We start from the raw sequence: 19,545 nt of genomic DNA on the forward strand, positions 1-19,545 counted from the left end.
GTTTGGGGTTATTCCTTGGCCTTGATTTCGAACACGTAGGCGCTTAGGGGCGTGAGCGTGATGGTCAGGTTTTCGGTGGCCGGAGCGTTGTTGAGCAGGTCGGTATAGGTATACACCCGGTTGGGGTCGAGGCTCATGGCCTTCATGGCTTCCTTGGAAATCGTGATTTTGGGCGTCAGGGTCACGTCCTTGCTGAAGTTGGCCACGATGAGGAGCTTCTGCTTGTCGGTGTAGCGCAGGTAGGTGTACACGCGGCGCTGGTCGTAGTTTTTGCCCAGGTTGTTGGCGTCCTGCAGCTCGTAGAACTTACCCCGCCGGATGGCCTCGCTCGTGCTGGTCAGGTTGAGCAGGCGGGAGTAGAAGTCGCGCAGCTGCTTCTGGCCGCCGTCGAGCTTGCCGCCGTCAAACTTGCCCCCGTTCATCCATTTCTGATGCTCGGGCACGCCCCAGTAGTCGAAAATAGTAGTGCGGCCGTCGGCCCCGCTGAAGCCCTCCGAGCCATTGGCCGGCTCGCCTACCTCCTGCCCAAAGTACACCATTACCGGGCCCGAGCCCAGCGTGGCCGACACCGTCATGGCCGGAATAGCGGTGCGCGGGTCGCCGGCAAAGTCCTTGGAGGCAATGCGCTGCTCGTCGTGGTTTTCCAGGAAGCGCAGCATGCGGGAGCCAAAGCCCCGGCTTTCCTCGCTCCAGACCTTGGTAATGTCCTCGGTGTTGCCGCCCCCGGTCATCAGGCGGCGCAGGCCGTCGTAGAGGCCCACTTTGTCGTAGAGGTAGTCGAACTTGCCCTTCTCCAGGTAGTTGCGGTATTCCTTGGGATTGTAGGCTTCGCCCATGAAGATGATGCTGGGCTTGACCTTTTTCACCTCCGGAATCACCCAGGCCCAGAACTCGGTGGGCACCATCTCGACCATGTCGCAGCGGAAGCCGTCGACGTCCTTCTGGGCCCAGTACACCAGGATGTCGCGCATCTTAAGCCAGGTGTCGGGCATGGGCTCGAAGTAGGTTTTGCGGCCGTTCTGGTAGTCCACGCCGTAGTTGAGCTTCACGGTTTCGTACCAGTCGTCCACCTTGGGCGCTTCCGAAAACACGTCGTTGCCGCTGGCTTTGGCGGGGGTTTCCGTGAACTTGCCGTCTTCCTTGGGGCCCAGGGCCGCGCCCAGCGGGTTGCCGGCTTTGGGTACCACCAGGCTCTTGCCGGGCAGGTAGTAGAAGTTGTTGTTGGGGGCAAAGGCCTTGGTCAAGTCGTCCTTCTCGCCCAAGTCCACCACGCCGGCGGGCTTGGCATTCGACTTATAGCTGCGGGCTACGTGGTTGGGAATGAAGTCGATGATGACCTTGAGGCCGTTGGCGTGGGTGCGTTTTACCAGGGCTTCAAACTCCTGCTTGCGGGCTTTCACGTCCACGGCCAGGTCGGGGGCAATGTCGTAGTAGTCCTTGATGGCGTAGGGCGAGCCGGCCCGGCCCTTCACTACGTCGGCATCATCGGGGCCGGGGCCGCCTACCTTGCTGAAGTCGCTCATCGTGGCGTGCTCCAATACGCCGGTGTACCACACGTGGCTCACGCCCATCTTCTTGAGGGCCTGCAGAGCTAAGTCATTGATGTCGTTGAACTTGCCTACACCATTTTCGGCGTTGGTGCCGTAGGGCTTGTTCAAAGTCGTTTTGTTGCCAAACAGCCGCGTCATCACCTGGTAAATTACCAGCTTATGGTCCTGGGGCACCTCGTCGGTGGTATTGGGGTCAGCAACTATAGTCGGCTCGGACACGGCAGAGAAAGAACTCGGGAGTGGAAGAGAAAAGGAAGCCAAAGCCAGACTAGCGGCCACGGCGGGTACTAACAGTTTTTTCATAGGACGGGGAAGATAGGCAAGGGGAAATTGTGAAGTGGTGAAATGGTGAGTTATAGTTCTGTTTCGAGCCGCTTAGTGCCAGCGGAACGACAAACTCACCACTTCACAATCTCACCGTCTCACCACTCCTGAGTCAGCGGGTGAATCATGAGCTCGTCGACGACGACGTGGGGCGGGGCTTCCAGAATGTAGCGCACGGCCTGGGCAATGTCGGCGGGCTTGAGGTGGGTTTTCTCCGAGTCGGGGCTGCCGGGCTTGGATTCGTTGAAGTAAGTATCGACCAAACCCGGATAAATCGTGCTGACCTTGATGCCGTGGGGCCGCACTTCCTTGCGCAGGGAGCCCAGCAGGGCATCCTGGGCAAACTTGCTGGCCCCGTACACGGTGCCGTGCTCGAAAGTGCGCCGGGCCACGTCGGAGGTAATGCCCACGATGTGGCCGGTTTTACGGTCCTTGAAGTGGGGCACCAGAAACTTGCAGAACAAGAAGGTGCCCTTCACATTCACGTCGAATATCCGGTCCCACTCGTCGGAAGCGTTGTTTTCGAGCAGGTTAAAGGAGCCCACCCCGGCATTGCAGACCAGGATATCGACTTTGCCGTAGTGGCGGATGGCTTCGTCGACGACATTCTGCACGTCGGCTTCGTCGGAGACGTCGGCGGGAATGGCCAGGCCGTTGGTTTTGTGCACCAGCTCGTCCAGTTCCTCCGTCGAGCGGGCTACGGATACCACGTTGGCGCCCTGCATGGCCAGCAGCAGGGACACCGCCTTGCCGATGCCGCGGGAGGCTCCGGTGACAATAGCGACTTTATCGGTGAGGTCGTTCATAGCTGTTTGTTTTCTCGCAGAGGTCCGCAGAGGTTAAGGAGGGTAGTTCTTTAGAGGCCGTTGGCTAAGCGGACGATGCCGTCTTTGACATGCGGAACGTTGAAATTAATGAGCAGGCCGAGCTTCCGTTTTGAGAGCCGCAGGTAGGTCAGCAGCTGCCTGTAATGCACGTCGAGCAGTGACTCTACCGACTTAATTTCCACAATTACTTTGTCTTCTACCAGTAAGTCGAGCCGAAAGCCCAGCTCCAGTTTCACCGCATCGTAGTAGGCCGGCAGCCCAACTTGCGTCGCCACCAGAAGTCCTTGCTTACGAATCTCGTGAGCCATAGCCGCCTCGTACACCGATTCCAGAAGGCCCGGCCCCCAAGCGGTATGCACCTTAAAGGCGGCTCCACGCACGTCGTAGGCAACATCGTTCTCGCTCATTTTTACCTCATTTTACCTCTGCGCATCTCTCTGCGGACCTCTGCAAGAAATCAAGGTAAAGCTTACTTCCGCAACTCCACTACCCAGGCCGTGCGTGCCGGAATCCGGGCCGTTTTCAGATCGGCCAGCGTGGCCCCCGAAGTCACCTCCACCCCCGACGAAAACCCGTTGAGGCGCTCGGCAAACCGGCTCAGGTCCACGGCTTTTTCGTCTTTGTTGGAGTTCATCAGCACCATCACCGTGCCCGCGTCGGAGTGGCGGAAGTAGGTGTAGATGCCGTCCTGGGGGATAAACTGGGTGAGCTTACCCGAGTGCAGGGCCGGGTGGGTTTTGCGGTAGTTGGCCAGCTTGCTTACGTAGGTAAAGGCCTCTCCGGCCTGCCCCGTGCGGCCCGCGGCGGTGAAGTAGTTCTTTTTGTCGCCGGCCCAGCCGCCGGGGAAATCCTCGCGCACCAGTCCGTCGGGGTTGCTGAAGTTTTTCATCAGCACCTCGGTGCCGTAGTAGAGCTGCGGGATGCCGCGGGTAGTCAGCAGCCAGGCCAGGCCCATCTTGTACTTGGCAAAGTCTTCGCCGATAACCGAGTAGAAGCGGCTCAAATCGTGGTTGTCGAGGAACACCACGTTGCGCATCGGGTCCTCGTACAGCCAGTCGCCCTGCAGGGCGTAGTAGAGCTTGGCAATGCCGTCGGTCCAGCCCGCATCCTTGGTCATAGCCTCGTTGATGGCGTAGTAGCTCTGGAAGTCCGTTACACCCGGCAGGTTCGACTTAAACCCGTTGACGGGCGGCAGAATGTTGCGGGCGAAGAAGGCCTGCTGCCCGTTGCCCTGCACCCAGGTTTCGCCGAACATGCCCAGCTGCGGAAACTCGTTCAGCACGGCCTCGCCCCACTGCATCAGGAAGTTGCGGTCCGAGTACGGGTAGGTGTCGATGCGGTAGCCATCCAGGCCGGTGTATTCCACCCACCAGATAAAGTTCTGAATCACGTAGGTGGCCACCAGCGGATTGCTCTGGTTCAAGTCCGGCATGGTCGTGTCGAACCAGCCTTCCCCGTAGAGCTTGCGGTCCACGTCGGCGGCGTAGGGGTCGTTGAAGGCCGCGTCGCGGAAGTTGGAGCGCGTGAAGCTAGGCCACTGGTGAAACCAGTCGGCGGCGGGCTGCTCCAGAAACAGGTAATTCTTGCTGCCCATGTGGTTGAGCACCACGTCGTGAATCACCTTCAGGCCGCTTTGGTGGGCCCGCTGCACGAAGCGCACGTAGTCCTCATTGGAGCCGTAGCGCCGGTCCACGGTGTAGTAGTCGGTCAGGGCGTAGCCGTGGTAGCTGGCCTTGGGCATGTCGTTTTCGACCACCGGCGTGGGCCAGATGGCCGTGACACCCAGCTCCTTGAGGTAGTCGAAGTGCTGCTCCACGCCCTTCAGGTCGCCGCCGTGGCGGGCGTACATCGAGTCGCGGGCCACGCGGGAAGCATTCATGCCTTTCACCACGTCATTCTTCGGGTCGCCGTTGGCAAAGCGGTCCGGCATGAGCAGGTACACGAAATCGGCGCTGGTTACGCCCTGCACCTTGGTTTTGTCGGTGGGCGTGGTGCGCTGCCGCAGCTCGTAGCTGTACGTCACCTTCTTGCCGCCCCGAAACTCCAGGTTCAGCTTGCCCGGCTTGGCTTCGGGCGCAATCGTGAGGTTGACTAGCAGGTAGTCGGGGTTTTCGAGCTTCTGGGTGCCGTCCAGGGTTACACCGGGGTAGCTCAGGGCCACCGTGCTGCCCCCGATGCCCGGGCCGTGTACGAGTAGCTGCAGCTTGGGATTTTTCATGCCCACCCACCAGAAGGTCGGGTCGATGCGGCTGATGGCAGCCTTGGCGGGAGCCGCCATACTACTGGCCGGCGCTTCGGCAGCCGTGACGGCCAGCGGGGAAGCAACCAGCAGAGCCCCGGCGAGCAGGGGCAGAAAGGAGGGGAATTTCATGCGCGAAATCAGGTCAGCGGGAAAGAGAAGCAGCAAGGTAACTTTAGCAGTTTGGGTCTGCAATACGAGCTCCGCATTAAACTCGCAAAACCCTGTTTCTGGCTTGTTTTAACACAAAAAAGCCCTGCCGTTACGAAACAGCAGGGCTTTTTTCTTGCGTAATTTATTTGCTACAGCTTAGCCAGCCAGAGCGAGGCGTTCAGGTGGAGGCGGGCGTGGCTCACATTTTCATTCCAGCCGTCGTACACCGTGTTGCCGGGCGAGCCGGTGCCGTCGTCGGCCGGCGACGAGTCGCCGACAATTACCACCCGACCAGTGCCGAAGGTGGAGCTGGCGGCCATAGCCAGATTATTGCCCTTGGTGGCCGAGCTGCGCCACACCAGCCCTTGCACAGTGCCGTTGGCCGAGGGGTTCAGGGTCATGGTGGCCCCGTTGTGGAAAGACAGCTGCGACACCGTGCCCAGCGGCCCGTTCATGATGGGGTTGGTGGAGCTAACCAGCGCGTTGGTGCTGTTCTCCACAATGTTGTCGGAGTTAACGGAGAAGCCGAACGGATTGGTTTGCACCGAGTTGTTGCTCATCAGGTCGTTCCAGATTTCGGGCGAGTCCCAACCGTCGTTGTTGCGGTCCGAGATGATGTGGTCCGTAATCATGAACAAGCCGCCCCCATTCTGGACAAAGCGCAGGATGGCGGTTTTCTCAGCGGCGGTAAACACCACGTTGGGCTCATCAACCACAAACACGCTGTAGTTGGCCAGGTCCTGGGTATTGGAGGCGTCGCCGTAGGTGATGCGGCCCCCGGCGGGCAGCTGCTCCACGGTGTGGCCCCGCTTCACCAGCGCTACGCCCCAAGCCGAAATGGCCCCGGTCCAGTAGGTTTCCGGGGTGGTGCTGGTAATACCCGACTGGGCCGGAGTAGGGATGGAAGAAGCCACCCCGCTGTTCACGTCGAGCACCCAGTCGGCATTGCCGGCCAGCTCCCCGTGGGAGCCGTCGAACAGGAATTTCTTGCCCGTGCCGGTGGGTGGTGGGGTGCCTCCGCCCCCGTCGGTGCTGCCATACTGTTCGATGGTCACATTGTCGAAGTTCAGGCGGTTGGTGCCGCCCGAGGTCTTGCGGATCTGCAGGCGCACGGTGCCGGCCAGGTTCACCGTGAACGAGGCCGTGCTCAGGCTGGTGCTGCTGGTCGTGATGGTGCTGCCCACTTTGGCGTAGGTGCTACCGCTGTTGCCCGAGGCCCACAGCTCCCAGGAGGAAGCCGCGTCGGTACCGTACACGGCGTGCTGCACCGTGACGAGGCCCGCGCCGGTGGTAGTGTTGAAGTTCATGGTCAGGGAGCCCACGTTGCGCATCCGCACCGACTGAGTGCCGGTTTTCGGGTCGGCGGTGGTGTTGCCCAGCAGCGCGTCGTTCAGCGTCCAGGAGCCCGAGCCCAGGGTAACCGAGCCCGTGGTGTAGGCCGTCTTGGTGCCCGAGTCGAACGTTTCCGGGAAGCCGGCCGCGGCTACGTTGGCCGTGCCGACAGCCGTTACGGGAGCCGCGCTGGGCTCCAATTCCGGCTTAGCGCAGGAAAACACGGAAAAGCTCAGCAGCGAGGCTGCCAGCCAGCGGAAGGAATGCGTCATACAGAAAGGGGATTGGGAGTGGGAAAGGAAACCGGAACTGCGGGCAAAGCTAGCCTCGACGGCTCCCCTGTAACGTGTGCCAGAGGTTATGGTTTTGTTACCAAACCTTAGAATATGAATAGGTTATCTAAGACATTCAAATCCTGCCGCAGCCTTGTAAAACCGCAACTTTCATGGCTTTCTGCGCGTGGGCAGCGGAGCGGAACATACGGGCCGGTTTGCTTTTTCGGAGTTGGAGCTGACTTACCCGGAAATCCAAAAAATGCAATCTGTAGCGCAAACGTTTGCTCTTCAAATCTTGGAATCGCCGCTTTTTTTTAGCCAAGAATGTACTGACCTTGGCCCAGGGTTACCGGGTGCTGCACTCGATTTTTGCCTGCTTGCCTTCTCCTCTTCTCACCAAACCTTCCCATGTCCTTCCAGTTTTTACCATACACACCGGCCGCTGAATTTTCCACCCAGGCTGCGTATTTCTCCATGGAGTTTGCCCTCGACCAGGCCCTGAAAACCTACTCGGGTGGCCTGGGCTTTCTGGCCGGCTCCCATATGCGCTCAGCCTACGAGCTCAAGCAGAACCTCATCGGCATCGGCATGCTGTGGAGCTACGGCTACTACGACCAGGGCCGCAACGAAGACCAGACCATGCGGGCCGACTTCCGTCTGAAGTCTTACTCCTTCCTCGAAGACACCGGCCTGGTGTTCCCCATCACCATTCACGGAGCCGAGGTGAAAGTGAAGGCTATGTACCTGGCCCCCGACACGTTCGGCACGGCTCCGATGTTCTTCCTGACCACCGACATTCCCGAAAACGACTATATCTCCCGCACCATCACCCACTACCTCTACGACGCCGACACGGCCGCCCGCGTGGCTCAGTCGATGGTGCTGGGCATTGGCGGCGGCAAGCTGCTCGACTTGCTGGGCGTGCCGATGGACACCTACCACCTCAACGAAGGCCACGGCCTGCCGCTGGCGTTTTACCTCTACGAAAAGCACGGCCGTAGCCTGGCCGAAGTGCAGAAGCGCCTGGTATTCACGACCCACACGCCCGAGCTGGCCGGCAACGAGGAGCACCCCATGCAGCTGCTCACCGACATGACCTTCTTCGGCACCGTGCCCGCCGACGAAATCCGCCGGGTGGCCCGGGTGGAGAACGAGACGCTGAATTACACGCTCACCGCCCTGCGCTTCTCGCGCAAAGCCAACGCCGTATCGAAAGTGCACGGGCAGGTAGCTAACGACATGTGGGGCCACTACGAAGGCATTTGTCCCATTATCCCGATTACCAACTCCCAAAACGGCACCTACTGGCGCGACGCCGAGCTGCACGCGGCCCTGGAAGCCAACGACGACGTGGCCCTGAAAGCCCGGAAGCGGGAACTCAAAAAGCAGCTCTTCGACTTCGTGGCCGACCAGACCGGCACCCTGCTCGACCCGGACGTGCTGACCGTGGTGTGGGCCCGCCGCTTTGCCGGCTACAAGCGCGCCAACCTGATTCTGCATCACTTCGAGCGGTTTGCCCAGATGGTGAGCAAGCAGGACCGCCCCGTGCAGGTTATCTGGGCTGGCAAGCCCTACCCCAAGGACTACGGCGCCATCGGCATGTTCAACGACATCATCCAGCGTACCAAGCAGTTCAAGAACTGCGCCGTGCTGACGGGCTACGAGCTGGGCCTCTCGGCGCTGCTCAAGAAAGGCTCCGACATCTGGCTCAATACGCCCCGCTTTCCCCGCGAAGCTTCCGGCACCAGCGGCATGACGGCCGCCATGAACGCCAGCCTGAGCCTGAGCATCCCCGACGGCTGGATTCCGGAATTTGTGCGCCACGGCGAAAACGGCTTCCTGCTGCCCCTGGCCAACCTCACCGAGCCCGACAACGTGAAGGACGACGTGGAAGCCCGCGGCGTGCTCGACGTGCTGGAAAACGAGATTCTGCCGCTCTACTACGACGAGCCGGCCAAGTACCTCGAAATTGCTAAAACGGCTATGCGCGAAGTCGAGCCCGAGTTCGAGTCGCACCGCATGGCTACGCAGTACTACCGGGAGATGTACACGGCCTAGTGTCGCCTGGCTAGCGCCTGGGAAGCCCGGTTTCTGCGGAAGCCGGGCTTTTTAGCGTCTACCCAAATACCGTCCTGCTTCCGCAGCAGCTCCCAACGTCATGTGCTACCTTGCCCGCCGCATGAAACGCTTGATTCTTCTTTGGCTGCTGCTGGGCTACTATCCGCTGCTGGCCCAGCCCGCCGTCCCGGCCGGGCGCACCGTCGTTACCTACCTCAATTCGAAGCTGCTGGCCCGCAACCCGGGCGGCGAAAACCCGCGGCGGCGCGTGAGCGTGTACCTGCCCCCGGGCTACGATGCCAACCCGCAACGCCGCTACCCGGTGCTCTACTACCTGCACGGCTATGCCTGGAGCGACAGTCTGGTGTTTAACCAGGACGGCCTTCCCGCCTTGCTCGACCAGGCTATTGCCGCCGGCCAGATTCGACCCGTAATTGTGGTGACGCCCAACGAAAAAACGCTATTTGGCGGCAGCATGTACACCAATTCGGCCACCAACGGCCCCTGGGCCGACTTCACCGCCCAGGAGTTGATCCGCTTTATTGATGGGCAGTTTCGCACCCTGGCCCAACCGGGCAGCCGCGGCCTGGCCGGTCACTCGATGGGCGGCAACGGCACCCTGCGCCTGAGCATGCGGTATCCTGGCACTTGGGCTGCCGCTTACGCCTTGAGCCCAGCCTTTGTGGGGCCCCACCCCGAATACATGGCTAGTGCGGCGGGCTTGCAAGCGGCCCTGCGCGCACCCAACCAGGGCGCTTTGGCCGGTAATTTCTCGGGGCAAATAACAGTAGCTTTGGCCCGGGCCTTTTCCGCCGAACCGCAGGCCAGACCTCTCGGCGCGGCTCTACCCAGCTCCCTCGGCCCCGACAGCCTGACGCGGCGCGATGCTGTGCTACCACGTTGGGTAGCTGCCACGCCTACTTATCTACTGCCCGCTCATGCAGCTGGGCTGCGGCAGTTGCGCGCCCTGGCTTTCGACTGGGGCGGACAGGATGAATTTCGCCATATTCCACCCACTTGCCGCTCCTTCAGCATCTTACTCAGTACTTTCGGCATTCGGCACTCGGCCCAGGAGTACGAGGGCACGCACGGCAGTGGCATTATGGGGCGCAACGGGCGCATCTACCAGCACCTGCTGCCCTTCTTCAACCAGCATCTGGATTTTGCTCCCCAGCAGTAGCTGAAATTTTCCAAAACTGCCTAGCCCAAAGTCGAGCCTGAGTTCAAGCTGCCCCGCACGGTTATACGGTAGTCCCAGGAAATGTGCAATGCTTGAGCTTCGGTTGCTTTAAGCAGAACAGTAGTTTTTGGCTGAGAGGCGGTACGGCAGTTAAGTCGGCCCGCCTTTCTGCTTTTTCACGGCAATAGCGCCGAGGTTTTAACCGGTAGTTCTACTGTTTAGTCTGGCCCAGAAGCAAGTTAAACCGTAATAATGGCCGAGCTTACGCTAAAAGCAAGAATTTGTTTAACAATTTTATTATCAAACTTCAACAGAAATACAGTCGTATTCAGGGGGTAGGAATAGAGTTATTCCTCCTCTGATTGGACAGTAATCTGTTGGATATGACTGATGAAGAGCAAAATATAGTTACAAGGGAATATCTTGATTTTATACAAAACCGAGACTTTCCTTGCGTGGCCGCCAAGACCGCCCTTACCTGGAACCAGATTCAGACGCTGGTCGTCGACCACATGGCCTGCCCCAAAGATGACGCGGCTATCCTGCAGTTTCTTTACGACGTTGTCGATACCTACCGGCAAGCCGACAAGCTGTACCATAGCGCTGCTATAATCTTTAAGGGCCCCGAGAGCCCGACCGAGGCCCAGTTTGATGAGTTGCTGTGGCAGCGCCTGCAAGCTGTGTCTAATCTGGATGCCCAGCACTACGGATACGACAAGCGCGTGGTAGCCGACCCCACCTCCCCCGATTTCAGCTATAGTCTGAAGGAAGAGGCTTTCTTCGTGATTGGCCTGCATCCGGGGAGCAGCCGCCCGGCCCGGCAGTTTAAGTACCCAACCCTGGTTTTTAACGCCCACGACCAGTTCGAACGGATTCGGGCTGAAGGCCGCTACGACAAGCTCCGCACGACCATTCGTACCCGCGACATGGCCTACTCCGGCTCCATCAATCCCATGCTGGAAGACTATGGAGAATCGTCGGAAGTGTACCAATACAGTGGCAAGGTGTACGACCAAGCCTGGAAATGCCCATTTTTAAGCCAACATGCCCGATAACCTCACCATCATTCCGCCCCGTAGCGGCACGTCGTTTCTGCTCAAAAAAGGTCAGCGTCTCAAAGTCGTTGATATCGAAGGCGAGCAGGTGTCTGATTTTGTGTGCTACAACCTGGCCGACAAGGCCGAAGCCATATCCTCGGGCCGCACCATCGACTACGCCGAAACGATTCTGCTGACCAAGGGGCACCCGCTGTACTCCAACCGCAGCAACGTCATGTGCGAGATTGTGGAAGATACCGTTGGTCGGCACGACTTTCTGCTCACGCCCTGCAGCGCCGACACGTTCCGTATCATCTACGGGCACACCCAGCCCCACCGCGGCTGCTTCGGCAACCTGTGCGCCGCCCTGGAGCAGTACGGCATCAGCCCCGATGCCATTCCCATTAGCTTCAACCTCTTTATGCACGTCACCGTGGATGGGGACACGGGCCGGGTAGCCGTGCTGCCGCCCAAAAGCAAGGCCGGTGACTACGTGGTGCTGGAAGCCAAGATGGACCTCTTGGTAGGGCTTACGGCCTGCTCGGCAGAAATGTCGAACAATTATGCTTTCAAACCCATTGGGTACCAGATAGAAGGATAAGCGGAAATACCTCGGGCCATACACAACAGCCCCATGCCGGACGACCAGCTTTAAGCCCTCCCGGGAGCTTAGGGCTGGTCGTCCAGCATGGGGCCTAGGATGGCCCATACATTATTGGCCAGGATCTTCTGACCCGCCGCATTGGGATGCACGCCGTCGGGCAGGTTCAAGTGGCGCTGGCCCAGCACGCCTTGTAAAAGGAAGGGCACGAAAGGCAGGCTGTTTTTCTCAGCCAAAGTGCGAAATAAGGCCTTGAACTCGGCGGCGTAGCGGCCGTACTGGTGGCCGCCCAGCACGCTCAGGTCAAAAGGAAACTCCAGCCCCACCAGCACGATGCGCGCCTTGGGATACTTCAGCTTCACTTGGTCGATGATGGCCTGCAGGTTCTGGGTGGTTTCGCGGACCGGAATGCCGCGCAACCCGTCGTTGGCTCCTAATTCCAGCACGAATACGTCCACGGGTTGCCGGGCTAGCACGCTGGCAATACGCTGCCGGCCGCCGGCAGTAGTTTCACCGCTTACGCCATAATTGAGGGCTTTGTAGGGTAGCTTAAGCGAATCGAGACGCTCCTGAATTAGGGAAGGAAAGGCCTCACTGGCCCGCAGCTGGTAGCCAGCCGTGAGGCTGTTACCAAAGAAAAGAATGTTCTGCATACGAAGAGGAGCTACCGCCTGAGGGTGGGTAGCGGGAGTAGAGTCGGCCGGGCCACAGGCGGCCAGCAGCAGACTAAGGCTGAGTGCAACAGAATAGCGCATACGCGTAACTACAAGAAGCCAAACCAGATTCAGCCCCTTCTATACCGTGGTTTCCTGTCTGTGAGTTGCCGTTGTCAGCCTTTTGGCGGTCATCAGGTGTATAAACTTCTTACTATATATTTGGCTTCTTAGTAAGTTTGAATATTGTTGGGCCCACCTGTGCCGGCCCACTTCCCCAAAGTATGAGCAAAAATCTACGGTTTAGCTTGCTGCCAGCATCAATGCTGGTAACCGGTTCATTATCAGCGTATGCTCAAGCTGGCAGCGTTGGGATTGGGGTAGCCGGTCCCAACGCGTCAGCCGTATTAGAAGTAGCGCCGGGTACTACCACGCCCAAAGGCTTTCTGCCCCCGCGCCTCAGCATGGCCGACCGGGACAAAATTGCCAGCCCAGCCGAGGGGTTGCTCATCTACCAGCGCACGGCCACGGCTTGGATACTGGCAGCGCCCTGCCGCACAACAACATGCAGCCCTACCTGACACTGGGGTATTATATTGCTTTACAAGGCACTTTCCCGGCGCGGCAGTAGTCTGCCTCGCACCTTCTCCGCTATGAAACAGGCTTTACCAATTTGTGGTCTTTTGCTGGCCGCCGTACCGGCCTTGGGCCAGGGGCTTTCCAACCAGGGCGCCGTTATTACCATCCAGTCGGGGGCTGAACTGTCGGTTGTCGGTGACGTGAGCGTCAGTGGTACAGGCATCATCGACAACGCCGGTACGCTGAGCCTGACCGGCAACTGGGACAACAGCACCAGCGCCGGCGTACTGACACCTGCTACCGGCACGGTGAAGCTAAACGGTAGCGCCGCCCAGCAAATCGGGGGTACGGCCGCTACCACCTTCCACTCGCTCGATATCAGTGCTGCTACCGGCCCGGTGAAGCTGGCTGCCGATGCCTCGGTGGGCAACAGCAACGGCGTGCTCACGCTGGGTGCCAGGCAGCTGCAGCTCAATTCCAAGGTTCTGACGGTTAATAACGGCGCGACTACGGGTATTAGCCGCACAACGGGTTCCTTGGTCAGCGAATCGACGTCTTCGGCGGGCTATGGCCGGCTGGTCTGGGTCATTGGCTCGAACACGGGTACCTACACGGTGCCCATGAACAGCGGTAGTGCCGACGTGGCCATGGTGGCCAATATCACGGCCGGAGGCAGCAGCGCGGGCAGCCTCTCGTTTGCCACCTACCCTACCAGCGCCGATAACCTACCCTTGCCGTCGGGCGTTAGCGCCCTGCGTGGCAATGCCAACTACGCCATCGACCGGTACTGGATTGTGCAGCCCAACAACTACACGCTGGCGCCTACCTCTACCCTAACGCTGGGCTACCTGACGGCAGAATGGAATACTGCCCCCAACAGCATTGTGGAAAGTCGCCTGCGCCTGCAGCGCTGGAACGGCTTGAACTGGGAGTCGCCCCAAGGAAGCGTGAGTGTGGCAAACAACACGCTGACGACGGATCTGCAGAACACGTATGGCATTTTTACCGCCGCCGACCAAAACAACCCGCTGCCCGTGGAGCTGCGCGCGTTTGCGGCCCAGGCCCAGGATAACGATGCCGTGCTGAACTGGTCGACGGCTTCGGAAGCGAATAACGAAGGCTTCTTCGTGGAAGTCAGCCTGGATAGCAAGGTCTTCCAGCGCGTCGGCTTTGTAGCCGGTAAAGGCACTACTACCGCCGCCCAGCAGTACCGCTACACGGATGCCAATGCGGCCAACCGGGGCGCTTTGCTCTACTACCGCCTGCGCCAGCGCGACGCCGACGGCACCGACCGCTTCTCGCCGGTGCGGGTGGTCAACTTTCCCCGGCGTAGCGTGGCCAGCAGCTTAGCAGCAGCGCCCAACCCGGCCCGTAGCCAGTATACCCTCTACATCGGAGCCGCTACTTCCCAGACGGTGCAGCTGACGGTGCACGATGCCTTAGGCCGCATGGTAAGCCAGGGGCCGGTAGTGCTGCAGGCCGGGGAAAACAAGCTGCCGGCTTTCTTCCAGGACAACCAACCGGTAGGGGTGTACCTGCTGACAGCCGTAATTGACGGCAAGGTGCTGCGTACCCGTTTGGTGCGCGAGTAGAAAAAGAGTTCAGGAAATTAATGGCCGAATAAACCTTTTTGCCGGTTTCGTGCTTTAGCTTTGCAGCCAGATAAGAATTGTTCTTATCTGGCTGCTTCTTTTTTACATCAACCTCCTTTGCATAATGCCCGTTACGAAAGCAACTGATTCCGACTTCCAGCAACTGCTCGAAACCCACGAAAAAGTCGTGGTAAAGTACTACGCCGACTGGTGTGGCAACTGCCGCCTGTTCTCGCCCAAGTACAAGCGCCTGGCCCAGGCCGAGCAAAACCAGAACATCAAGTTCCTGGATGTGAATGCCGAAACCAGCCCGGCCGCCCGCAAGCTGGCCAACGTGACCACGCTGCCCTTCTTCGCCATTTTCAAAGACGGCGAACTGGTAGACACCGTGTCGGCCAGCAAGGAAGAAGCCGTAGCTGATTTGATTAACCGCTTGAACTAAGGTCGGCGCAGCTATGAAAATACCCGCAATTAAGCGCCTGGTAGAAACCCAGACCCTGGAAAGCCTGGTAGCGGCCGAAGAGGCTCTGCTCGACGAGCAGCAGCCGGCTTTTGAGGTAGAAGGGGAAGACGAAGGCGAACAGCTGACCCACGTGTTTGCCGCCATCTTCATCCTCAACCATATGCAGGACAATGGCTCTGAGTTCAAGGATGCCCTGCGCGAATACACCAAGAAAGTGCGCGTATCCATCAGCTAGTCAGCGGATGCGCAAACGAAAAAGAGGAGCCCGCAGGGCTCCTCTTTTTCGTTGTTGGCTAGGGGCCAGCTACATGCGGGCAAAGTACGTGGAGGCCGCTTTGAGCCCATCCTCGGTGCACAGGCCCCGGATATAATAGAGGTACACGCTGCGGAACACCTCGGCCACGTCGTAGCGGCTGGGCGGGAAAATCTGCTCGTTCAGCACCATGTAGAGCTGCTCGATGATGATTTTGCTGACCAGGGCAATATTGATGTCGCCGCGCATGCTCTTGTGCAGAATAGCGTCGTTGAGCAGGTTATGAATCTGGGGCATGGAGTATTCGGCCAGGTGCTGCTGGCCCAATTCCCAGGCGCGGGGAAAATCCTGAATCAGGTCGGAGAAGTACTGGGGCGACTTCACTTTGCGCAAGTCCCGGATACCCATTTCCAGCAAGCTCAGCAGGCGGGCCACGGCATTGTCTACGCGCTGGTAGAGCTCGGCATGCTCCCGTTTCTGGCGGTCAATATCGTGCTGAGTTACCTGCAGGACCAGGTCATCCTTGTCGTGAAACATTTCTCGGAAGGTGGCCGGCGAAATATCCAGGGCCTGCATGATCTGCTCCAGCGACAAACTCGAGATACCGCGGGTTTGAAACAGCTGGACAGCTTCTTCCAGTAAGGTATTGCGTAAAGTTGGGTTCATAGCAGGCCGGCAGGTTGAAACTCACTAAAGTTAGCGAATAAACAGGCCAAGGCCGAAGAAAAACAGCAACTGCAGCAGGTACACGAAGGGAACCAAGGGGTTATGTTTTTCAAAGCTGCTGCGGTTGAAGAACACTTGCAGGATAAGCGCAACGGCAAACCAGCCCTTGAAATTTTGAAGGGGAATCAAATCGTAGGCCCAGGTCCAGAAGTCGTAGCGCACAGCCACGGGCTCCAGGCAAACGTCCATACCAACCAGCAGCAAGGCCCCTACCACGGCCCGCAGGAAGCCGGGCAACGGCAGGTAGCGGGCCAGCACACCCCCCATATAGGTTAGCATTACCCAATTCAGGCCGATAATGAGCGGCACGCCCAGCCACTTCAGGCCCAGGGTTTCTCCGTAGCTGTATTGGCCAAAGATCCTCCCGGTTTGAATGCCCACCACTTCCACGAAGAAACCCACGGCCATGGTCGTGAGGCAGAAGCTGAGGAAGGCAAAGTTCCGCTCGCGCTGAAAGGCGAAGAGCAGCACGGCCGTCAGCAGCAGGTTCAGGGGAACAAATTGCAGGTAAAACGAGGGGTCTTTGGAAAAGGCCAGCCCCAGGAACCCCGTAACGTGGAAGAGCAGCAGGATGCCCTGGGCCACGCGCAACCGGCGGTGGCTGGTATCGGGGGCCACGGGCGGCACGGGCAGGTGTTGGGTTGATTCGGAAGCAGACACAGACGAGAAGTAGCAATTAATAATCAGTAATTAAAAATGAGCCCACGCTATAGTACACAGCGAGCATTTCAATTAATAATTATCAATTCTTGAGTACTAATTAATGAGGCCGGCCACAATCTTGGCCGACAACAGGCACAGCGGAATACCCCCGCCGGGGTGGACGCTACCCCCGCAAAAGTACAGCCCTTCCAGCTTCCCCGAAAAGTTGGGGTGGCGCAGGAAGGCCGCCAGGGGATTGTTGGAGCTGCTCCCGTACAGGGCGCCGCCAAATGAGGAAGTACGCTGCTCGATGCCCCGCGGGTCCCAGACCTGCTCGGCCCGGATTAGGGGCTCGACGGCTACTCCCAGGGTCTGGCTTACCTTTGCCAGTACGGCGCGGCGGGTCTTTTGGATCAGCGCGTCCCAGTCCTGGCCCTGGTTGTGGGGCACGTTCACCATCACAAACCAGTTTTCGTGGCCTGCCGGCGCATCGGTTGGCGTTTTTTTGGAGGTGATGTTTACGTAGACCGTCGGGTCATCCGCCACCGTCTTTTCCCCGAAAATGGCCTGGAATTCCTGGCGGTAGTCCTGGGAAAAGAAGATGTTGTGCAGGCCCAGCTCGGCAAAGCTGTGAGCTATGCCCCAGTAGAAAATAAGGGCCGAGGAAGAGCGGGGCTGGCCGAGCGTTCGTTCGGGGGCGGGCTGCGTGGGCAGCAGGCGGCGGTAGGTCGGCACCACGTCCATGTTGCTGACTACCACGCCGAAATCGTACACGTCCTGGGCCGTGCGCACCCCGGTTACCTGCCCCCCCGCCGTTAGAATTTCCTCGACTGCCTCGCCGTAGCGAAACTCCACGCCCAGCTCCTCGGCCAACTCTACCAGGCTGCGGGCAATGCTGTAGATGCCGCCTTCGGGGTAAAAAGCGCCAATGCCGTGCTCCAGGTGCGGAATCAGGCTCAGCGTGGCCGGGGCCTGGTAGGGGTCCGAGCCGTTGTAGGTCGCAAACCGGTCGAAGAGCTGCACCAGGCGCGGGTCGGAAAAGGCACTGGCGTGGCGCTGGTGCATGGTGCCGGTGAGGCCCAGACCGGGCAGGGCCGCCAGGGCCTTGAGCACGTCGGCGCTGAAGTAGGTGCCGGCCTTGTGCAGCGACTTGTGCAGGAAGGTATTCTCAGTGGCCGCATAAGCGTGGCCGCTGCGCTGCAAAAACTTCCGGACGCTGGCGGCGGGCACGCCCAGCTGGGCTTCTATTTCCTGGGCAAACTTCTGCTCGTCGGCCCAGGCCGTCAGCCGGGTGCCATCGGCAAAGAAATACTGCGTAATCGGGTCGAGACGCTCGTAGCGGAAGTGGTCCTGGGGGTCGCGCCCGGCCAGGCGAAACAGTTCGTCTACCAGGGCGGGCAAAGTAAACAGCGAGGGGCCGGCGTCGAAACGGTAGCCCCCGGGCAGGTCGAACTGGTGCATCTTGCCCCCAAACGTATCCTGGGCCTCGAAAACCGTGACGGCGTGGCCTTTCAGCGCCAGCCGCACGGCCGCCGCAATACCGGCAATACCGGCGCCGATAATGGCCGCCGGCTGCTTGACCGAGCTACTGGTTTTGTGTTTACGCGCCAAATCGGGTTTATCAGTTGTTCCGTGGAATGCTCATGTTCTGCGGTGTCCTGTTTAAATCGAGTACAAAGCCTTGTGGCTCCAAACAGGGCTGTCAGTACCTTTCACAAACTGGCCGGCAAATTGTTCGAGCCACTCCGCCCAAAACCCGGGCACCAGCCCTGCCAGCTCCCGCTATTCCAGAAGTTACCTTACTCCACGGCCAGCACCAGCCCTTTAAGGTACTCGCCCTCGGGGTGAAACAAGCTCACGGGGTGGTCGGCGGGCTGGGTAAGGCGGTGCAGGATGCGGGCGGGGCGGCCGGCTTCGATGGCGGCGGCCAGCACGGCACCTTCAAATAGCTCGGCCGATACGACCTGGGAGCAGGAGAAGGTAAAGAGCAGACCACCGGGCGCAATCTGCTTGATGCCCGCCACATTCAGGCGCTTATAACCCATCAGGGCGTTATGACGAGCCGAGAGGTGCTTGGCAAACGCCGGCGGATCGAGCACGATGAGGTCGTACTGGTTGTGGCGGTCTTTCAGAAAGCTAAACACGTCCTGGGCGTAGGCTTCGTGCTTGCTTTCCAGGCCGGTAAGGGCTGCGTTGCGCTCGGTCAGCTCAATGGCTTTTTTGGAGCTATCCACCGAATGTACCAGCTCGGCCCCGGCCTGCAGGGCGTAGGAGCTGAAGCCGCCGGTGTAGCAGAACGTATTTAGCACACGGCGGCCGGGCGCGTAGCGGGCCAGCAGGCTGCGGTTGTCGCGCTGGTCGATGAAGAAGCCGGTCTTCTGGCCCGTTTCCCAGTCGACGGCAAAGGGGTGGCCGTTTTCGTGCACAATATGCTCCTGCCCGTTGCTTTCCCCGAAGAGGTAGCCGTTCTGGGCGCCGGGGGCGGCCTTGGCCGGCACCGTCTCGGCGCTCTTGTCGTAGATGGCCCGCAAGCCGGGAATTACGGCCTGCAGCGCGGCCGCAATCAGGGGGCGGGCCTTGTACATGCCCGCGCTGTGGGCCTGCACCACGGCCACGTCGCCGTACACGTCGATGATGAGGCCGGGCAGGCCGTCGCCCTCGGCATGGGTGAGGCGGTACACGTTGGTATTGCCCTGACCCGTGAGTTGCAGGCCTTTGCGCAGCTCGTACGCATTGCGAAGCCGGCCTTCCCAAAAGGCGGCATCCGGCAGTTGGGCGTCGGGGCCGAAGTCGAGCATGCGCACGGCAATAGAGCCGGGGGCGTAATGGCCCACGCCCAGCACTTCGCCATTCGGGGCCTGCACCGTCACGACTTCACCCTCCAGCACCTCGCCCTGCATGCGGCCGATGGCGCCCGAAAACACCCAAGGGTGGCGGCGGCGCAAGGATTGGTCTTTACCTGGTTTGAGCGTGACAATGGCGGGCATAACGAAGAAGCTAAGTGGCAGTACGAACCACAAAAGTACGCCAAAGCCCGGCAGCCACCGTTATCCTCGGCGTA

Annotated in this window: 18 protein-coding genes; 8 read left to right on the plus strand and 10 right to left on the minus strand. The window is 59.7% G+C overall.

What is annotated here, in order from left to right:
* Positions 1–8: 8 nt before the first annotated feature.
* The 5 genes from E5K02_RS17825 to E5K02_RS17845 form a co-directional block, all read right to left on the minus strand.
* Positions 9–1,853 carry an alpha-amylase family glycosyl hydrolase gene (locus E5K02_RS17825; protein WP_135396554.1) on the minus strand — a complete coding sequence of 615 codons (1,845 nt, stop codon included), beginning with the start codon at positions 1,851–1,853 and terminating at the stop codon, positions 9–11.
* Positions 1,854–1,972: 119 nt separating this feature from the next.
* Positions 1,973–2,680 carry an SDR family oxidoreductase gene (locus E5K02_RS17830; protein ID WP_135396555.1) on the minus strand — a complete coding sequence of 236 codons (708 nt, stop codon included), beginning with the start codon at positions 2,678–2,680 and terminating at the stop codon, positions 1,973–1,975.
* 50 nt (positions 2,681–2,730) lie between these two features.
* Positions 2,731–3,108, minus strand: a complete 378-nt coding sequence (locus E5K02_RS17835) for a GxxExxY protein (RefSeq protein ID WP_135396556.1) — start codon at positions 3,106–3,108, stop codon at positions 2,731–2,733.
* 62 nt (positions 3,109–3,170) lie between these two features.
* Positions 3,171–5,108 (minus strand): glycoside hydrolase family 13 protein, encoded by a 1,938-nt coding sequence (locus E5K02_RS17840; RefSeq protein WP_240737343.1) that lies wholly within the window; start codon positions 5,106–5,108, stop codon positions 3,171–3,173.
* Between the two features lie 134 nt (positions 5,109–5,242).
* Positions 5,243–6,697 carry a hydrolase gene (locus E5K02_RS17845; protein ID WP_135396557.1) on the minus strand — a complete coding sequence of 485 codons (1,455 nt, stop codon included), beginning with the start codon at positions 6,695–6,697 and terminating at the stop codon, positions 5,243–5,245.
* Positions 6,698–7,108: 411 nt separating this feature from the next.
* Here E5K02_RS17845 and glgP point away from each other — a divergent pair, with 411 nt between their 5' ends.
* From glgP to E5K02_RS17865, 4 genes are all read left to right on the plus strand, one after another.
* Positions 7,109–8,758, plus strand: a complete 1,650-nt coding sequence (gene glgP / locus E5K02_RS17850; protein ID WP_135396558.1) for an alpha-glucan family phosphorylase — start codon at positions 7,109–7,111, stop codon at positions 8,756–8,758.
* 121 nt (positions 8,759–8,879) lie between these two features.
* Positions 8,880–9,938, plus strand: coding sequence for an alpha/beta hydrolase (locus E5K02_RS17855; RefSeq protein ID WP_167856476.1), 1,059 nt, complete (start codon positions 8,880–8,882; stop codon positions 9,936–9,938).
* Between the two features lie 383 nt (positions 9,939–10,321).
* Entirely contained in the window at positions 10,322–10,993 is a 672-nt protein-coding gene (gene gntA, locus E5K02_RS17860; protein ID WP_135396560.1) for a guanitoxin biosynthesis heme-dependent pre-guanitoxin N-hydroxylase GntA, read from the plus strand.
* Positions 10,983–11,576 (plus strand): DUF1989 domain-containing protein, encoded by a 594-nt coding sequence (locus E5K02_RS17865; RefSeq protein ID WP_135396561.1) that lies wholly within the window; start codon positions 10,983–10,985, stop codon positions 11,574–11,576. Before gntA ends, E5K02_RS17865 begins: the two co-directional genes overlap by 11 nt.
* 68 nt (positions 11,577–11,644) lie before the next feature.
* Here the strand turns inward: E5K02_RS17865 and E5K02_RS17870 are convergent, their stop codons facing one another.
* On the minus strand, positions 11,645–12,331 hold the full coding sequence (locus E5K02_RS17870; protein ID WP_240737345.1) for an arylesterase: 687 nt from the start codon (positions 12,329–12,331) through the stop codon (positions 11,645–11,647).
* Between the two features lie 182 nt (positions 12,332–12,513).
* On the opposite strand from E5K02_RS17870, the gene E5K02_RS25615 reads away from it, so the two are divergent.
* The 4 genes from E5K02_RS25615 (at position 12,514) to E5K02_RS17890 (ending at position 15,098) form a co-directional block, all read left to right on the plus strand.
* On the plus strand, positions 12,514–12,810 hold the full coding sequence (locus tag E5K02_RS25615; protein ID WP_167856478.1) for a hypothetical protein: 297 nt from the start codon (positions 12,514–12,516) through the stop codon (positions 12,808–12,810).
* A gap of 72 nt (positions 12,811–12,882) precedes the next feature.
* Positions 12,883–14,400: a T9SS type A sorting domain-containing protein gene (locus tag E5K02_RS17880; RefSeq protein WP_135396562.1), complete on the plus strand. Its 1,518-nt coding sequence runs from the start codon at positions 12,883–12,885 to the stop codon at positions 14,398–14,400.
* Positions 14,401–14,524: 124 nt separating this feature from the next.
* Positions 14,525–14,842 (plus strand): thioredoxin family protein, encoded by a 318-nt coding sequence (locus tag E5K02_RS17885; protein ID WP_135396563.1) that lies wholly within the window; start codon positions 14,525–14,527, stop codon positions 14,840–14,842.
* A gap of 13 nt (positions 14,843–14,855) precedes the next feature.
* The gene (locus tag E5K02_RS17890; RefSeq protein ID WP_135396564.1) at positions 14,856–15,098 is read left to right on the plus strand and encodes a DUF6952 family protein; all 243 of its coding nucleotides are present in this window, start codon (positions 14,856–14,858) and stop codon (positions 15,096–15,098) included.
* A gap of 69 nt (positions 15,099–15,167) precedes the next feature.
* On the opposite strand, the gene E5K02_RS17895 is transcribed toward E5K02_RS17890, so the two are convergent.
* The 4 genes from E5K02_RS17895 to E5K02_RS17910 form a co-directional block, all read right to left on the minus strand.
* Positions 15,168–15,782 carry a TetR/AcrR family transcriptional regulator gene (locus E5K02_RS17895; protein ID WP_135396565.1) on the minus strand — a complete coding sequence of 205 codons (615 nt, stop codon included), beginning with the start codon at positions 15,780–15,782 and terminating at the stop codon, positions 15,168–15,170.
* A 30-nt stretch (positions 15,783–15,812) separates the two neighbouring features.
* Positions 15,813–16,502, minus strand: a complete 690-nt coding sequence (locus E5K02_RS17900) for a carotenoid biosynthesis protein (protein ID WP_167856479.1) — start codon at positions 16,500–16,502, stop codon at positions 15,813–15,815.
* 96 nt (positions 16,503–16,598) lie between these two features.
* A complete protein-coding gene (crtD, locus tag E5K02_RS17905; RefSeq protein WP_135396567.1) occupies positions 16,599–18,095 on the minus strand; it encodes a 1-hydroxycarotenoid 3,4-desaturase CrtD in 1,497 nt (498 codons plus the stop codon).
* 188 nt (positions 18,096–18,283) lie between these two features.
* Entirely contained in the window at positions 18,284–19,471 is a 1,188-nt protein-coding gene (locus tag E5K02_RS17910) for a class I SAM-dependent rRNA methyltransferase (RefSeq protein ID WP_135396568.1), read from the minus strand.
* Positions 19,472–19,545: the final 74 nt, after the last annotated feature.

It is taken from the genome of Hymenobacter metallicola, assembly GCF_004745645.1.
Classification (GTDB): Bacteria; Bacteroidota; Bacteroidia; order Cytophagales; family Hymenobacteraceae; genus Hymenobacter; species Hymenobacter metallicola.

Bases quoted from the DNA above. Each gene is read 5' to 3' on its own strand.
- E5K02_RS17825 (WP_135396554.1), bottom strand. From the start codon at position 1,853: ATGAAAAAACTGTTAGTACCCGCCGTGGCCGCTAGTCTGGCTTTGGCT.
- E5K02_RS17910 (WP_135396568.1), bottom strand. From the start codon at position 19,471: ATGCCCGCCATTGTCACGCTCAAACCAGGTAAAGACCAATCCTTGCGC.
- glgP (WP_135396558.1), top strand. From the start codon at position 7,109: ATGTCCTTCCAGTTTTTACCATACACACCGGCCGCTGAATTTTCCACC.
- E5K02_RS17830 (WP_135396555.1), bottom strand. From the start codon at position 2,680: ATGAACGACCTCACCGATAAAGTCGCTATTGTCACCGGAGCCTCCCGC.
- E5K02_RS17845 (WP_135396557.1), bottom strand. From the start codon at position 6,697: ATGACGCATTCCTTCCGCTGGCTGGCAGCCTCGCTGCTGAGCTTTTCC.
- gntA (WP_135396560.1), top strand. From the start codon at position 10,322: ATGACTGATGAAGAGCAAAATATAGTTACAAGGGAATATCTTGATTTT.
- E5K02_RS17865 (WP_135396561.1), top strand. From the start codon at position 10,983: ATGCCCGATAACCTCACCATCATTCCGCCCCGTAGCGGCACGTCGTTT.
- E5K02_RS17870 (WP_240737345.1), bottom strand. From the start codon at position 12,331: ATGCGCTATTCTGTTGCACTCAGCCTTAGTCTGCTGCTGGCCGCCTGT.
- E5K02_RS17895 (WP_135396565.1), bottom strand. From the start codon at position 15,782: ATGAACCCAACTTTACGCAATACCTTACTGGAAGAAGCTGTCCAGCTG.
- E5K02_RS17835 (WP_135396556.1), bottom strand. From the start codon at position 3,108: ATGAGCGAGAACGATGTTGCCTACGACGTGCGTGGAGCCGCCTTTAAG.
- E5K02_RS17880 (WP_135396562.1), top strand. From the start codon at position 12,883: ATGAAACAGGCTTTACCAATTTGTGGTCTTTTGCTGGCCGCCGTACCG.
- E5K02_RS25615 (WP_167856478.1), top strand. From the start codon at position 12,514: ATGAGCAAAAATCTACGGTTTAGCTTGCTGCCAGCATCAATGCTGGTA.
- E5K02_RS17855 (WP_167856476.1), top strand. From the start codon at position 8,880: ATGAAACGCTTGATTCTTCTTTGGCTGCTGCTGGGCTACTATCCGCTG.
- E5K02_RS17890 (WP_135396564.1), top strand. From the start codon at position 14,856: ATGAAAATACCCGCAATTAAGCGCCTGGTAGAAACCCAGACCCTGGAA.
- E5K02_RS17885 (WP_135396563.1), top strand. From the start codon at position 14,525: ATGCCCGTTACGAAAGCAACTGATTCCGACTTCCAGCAACTGCTCGAA.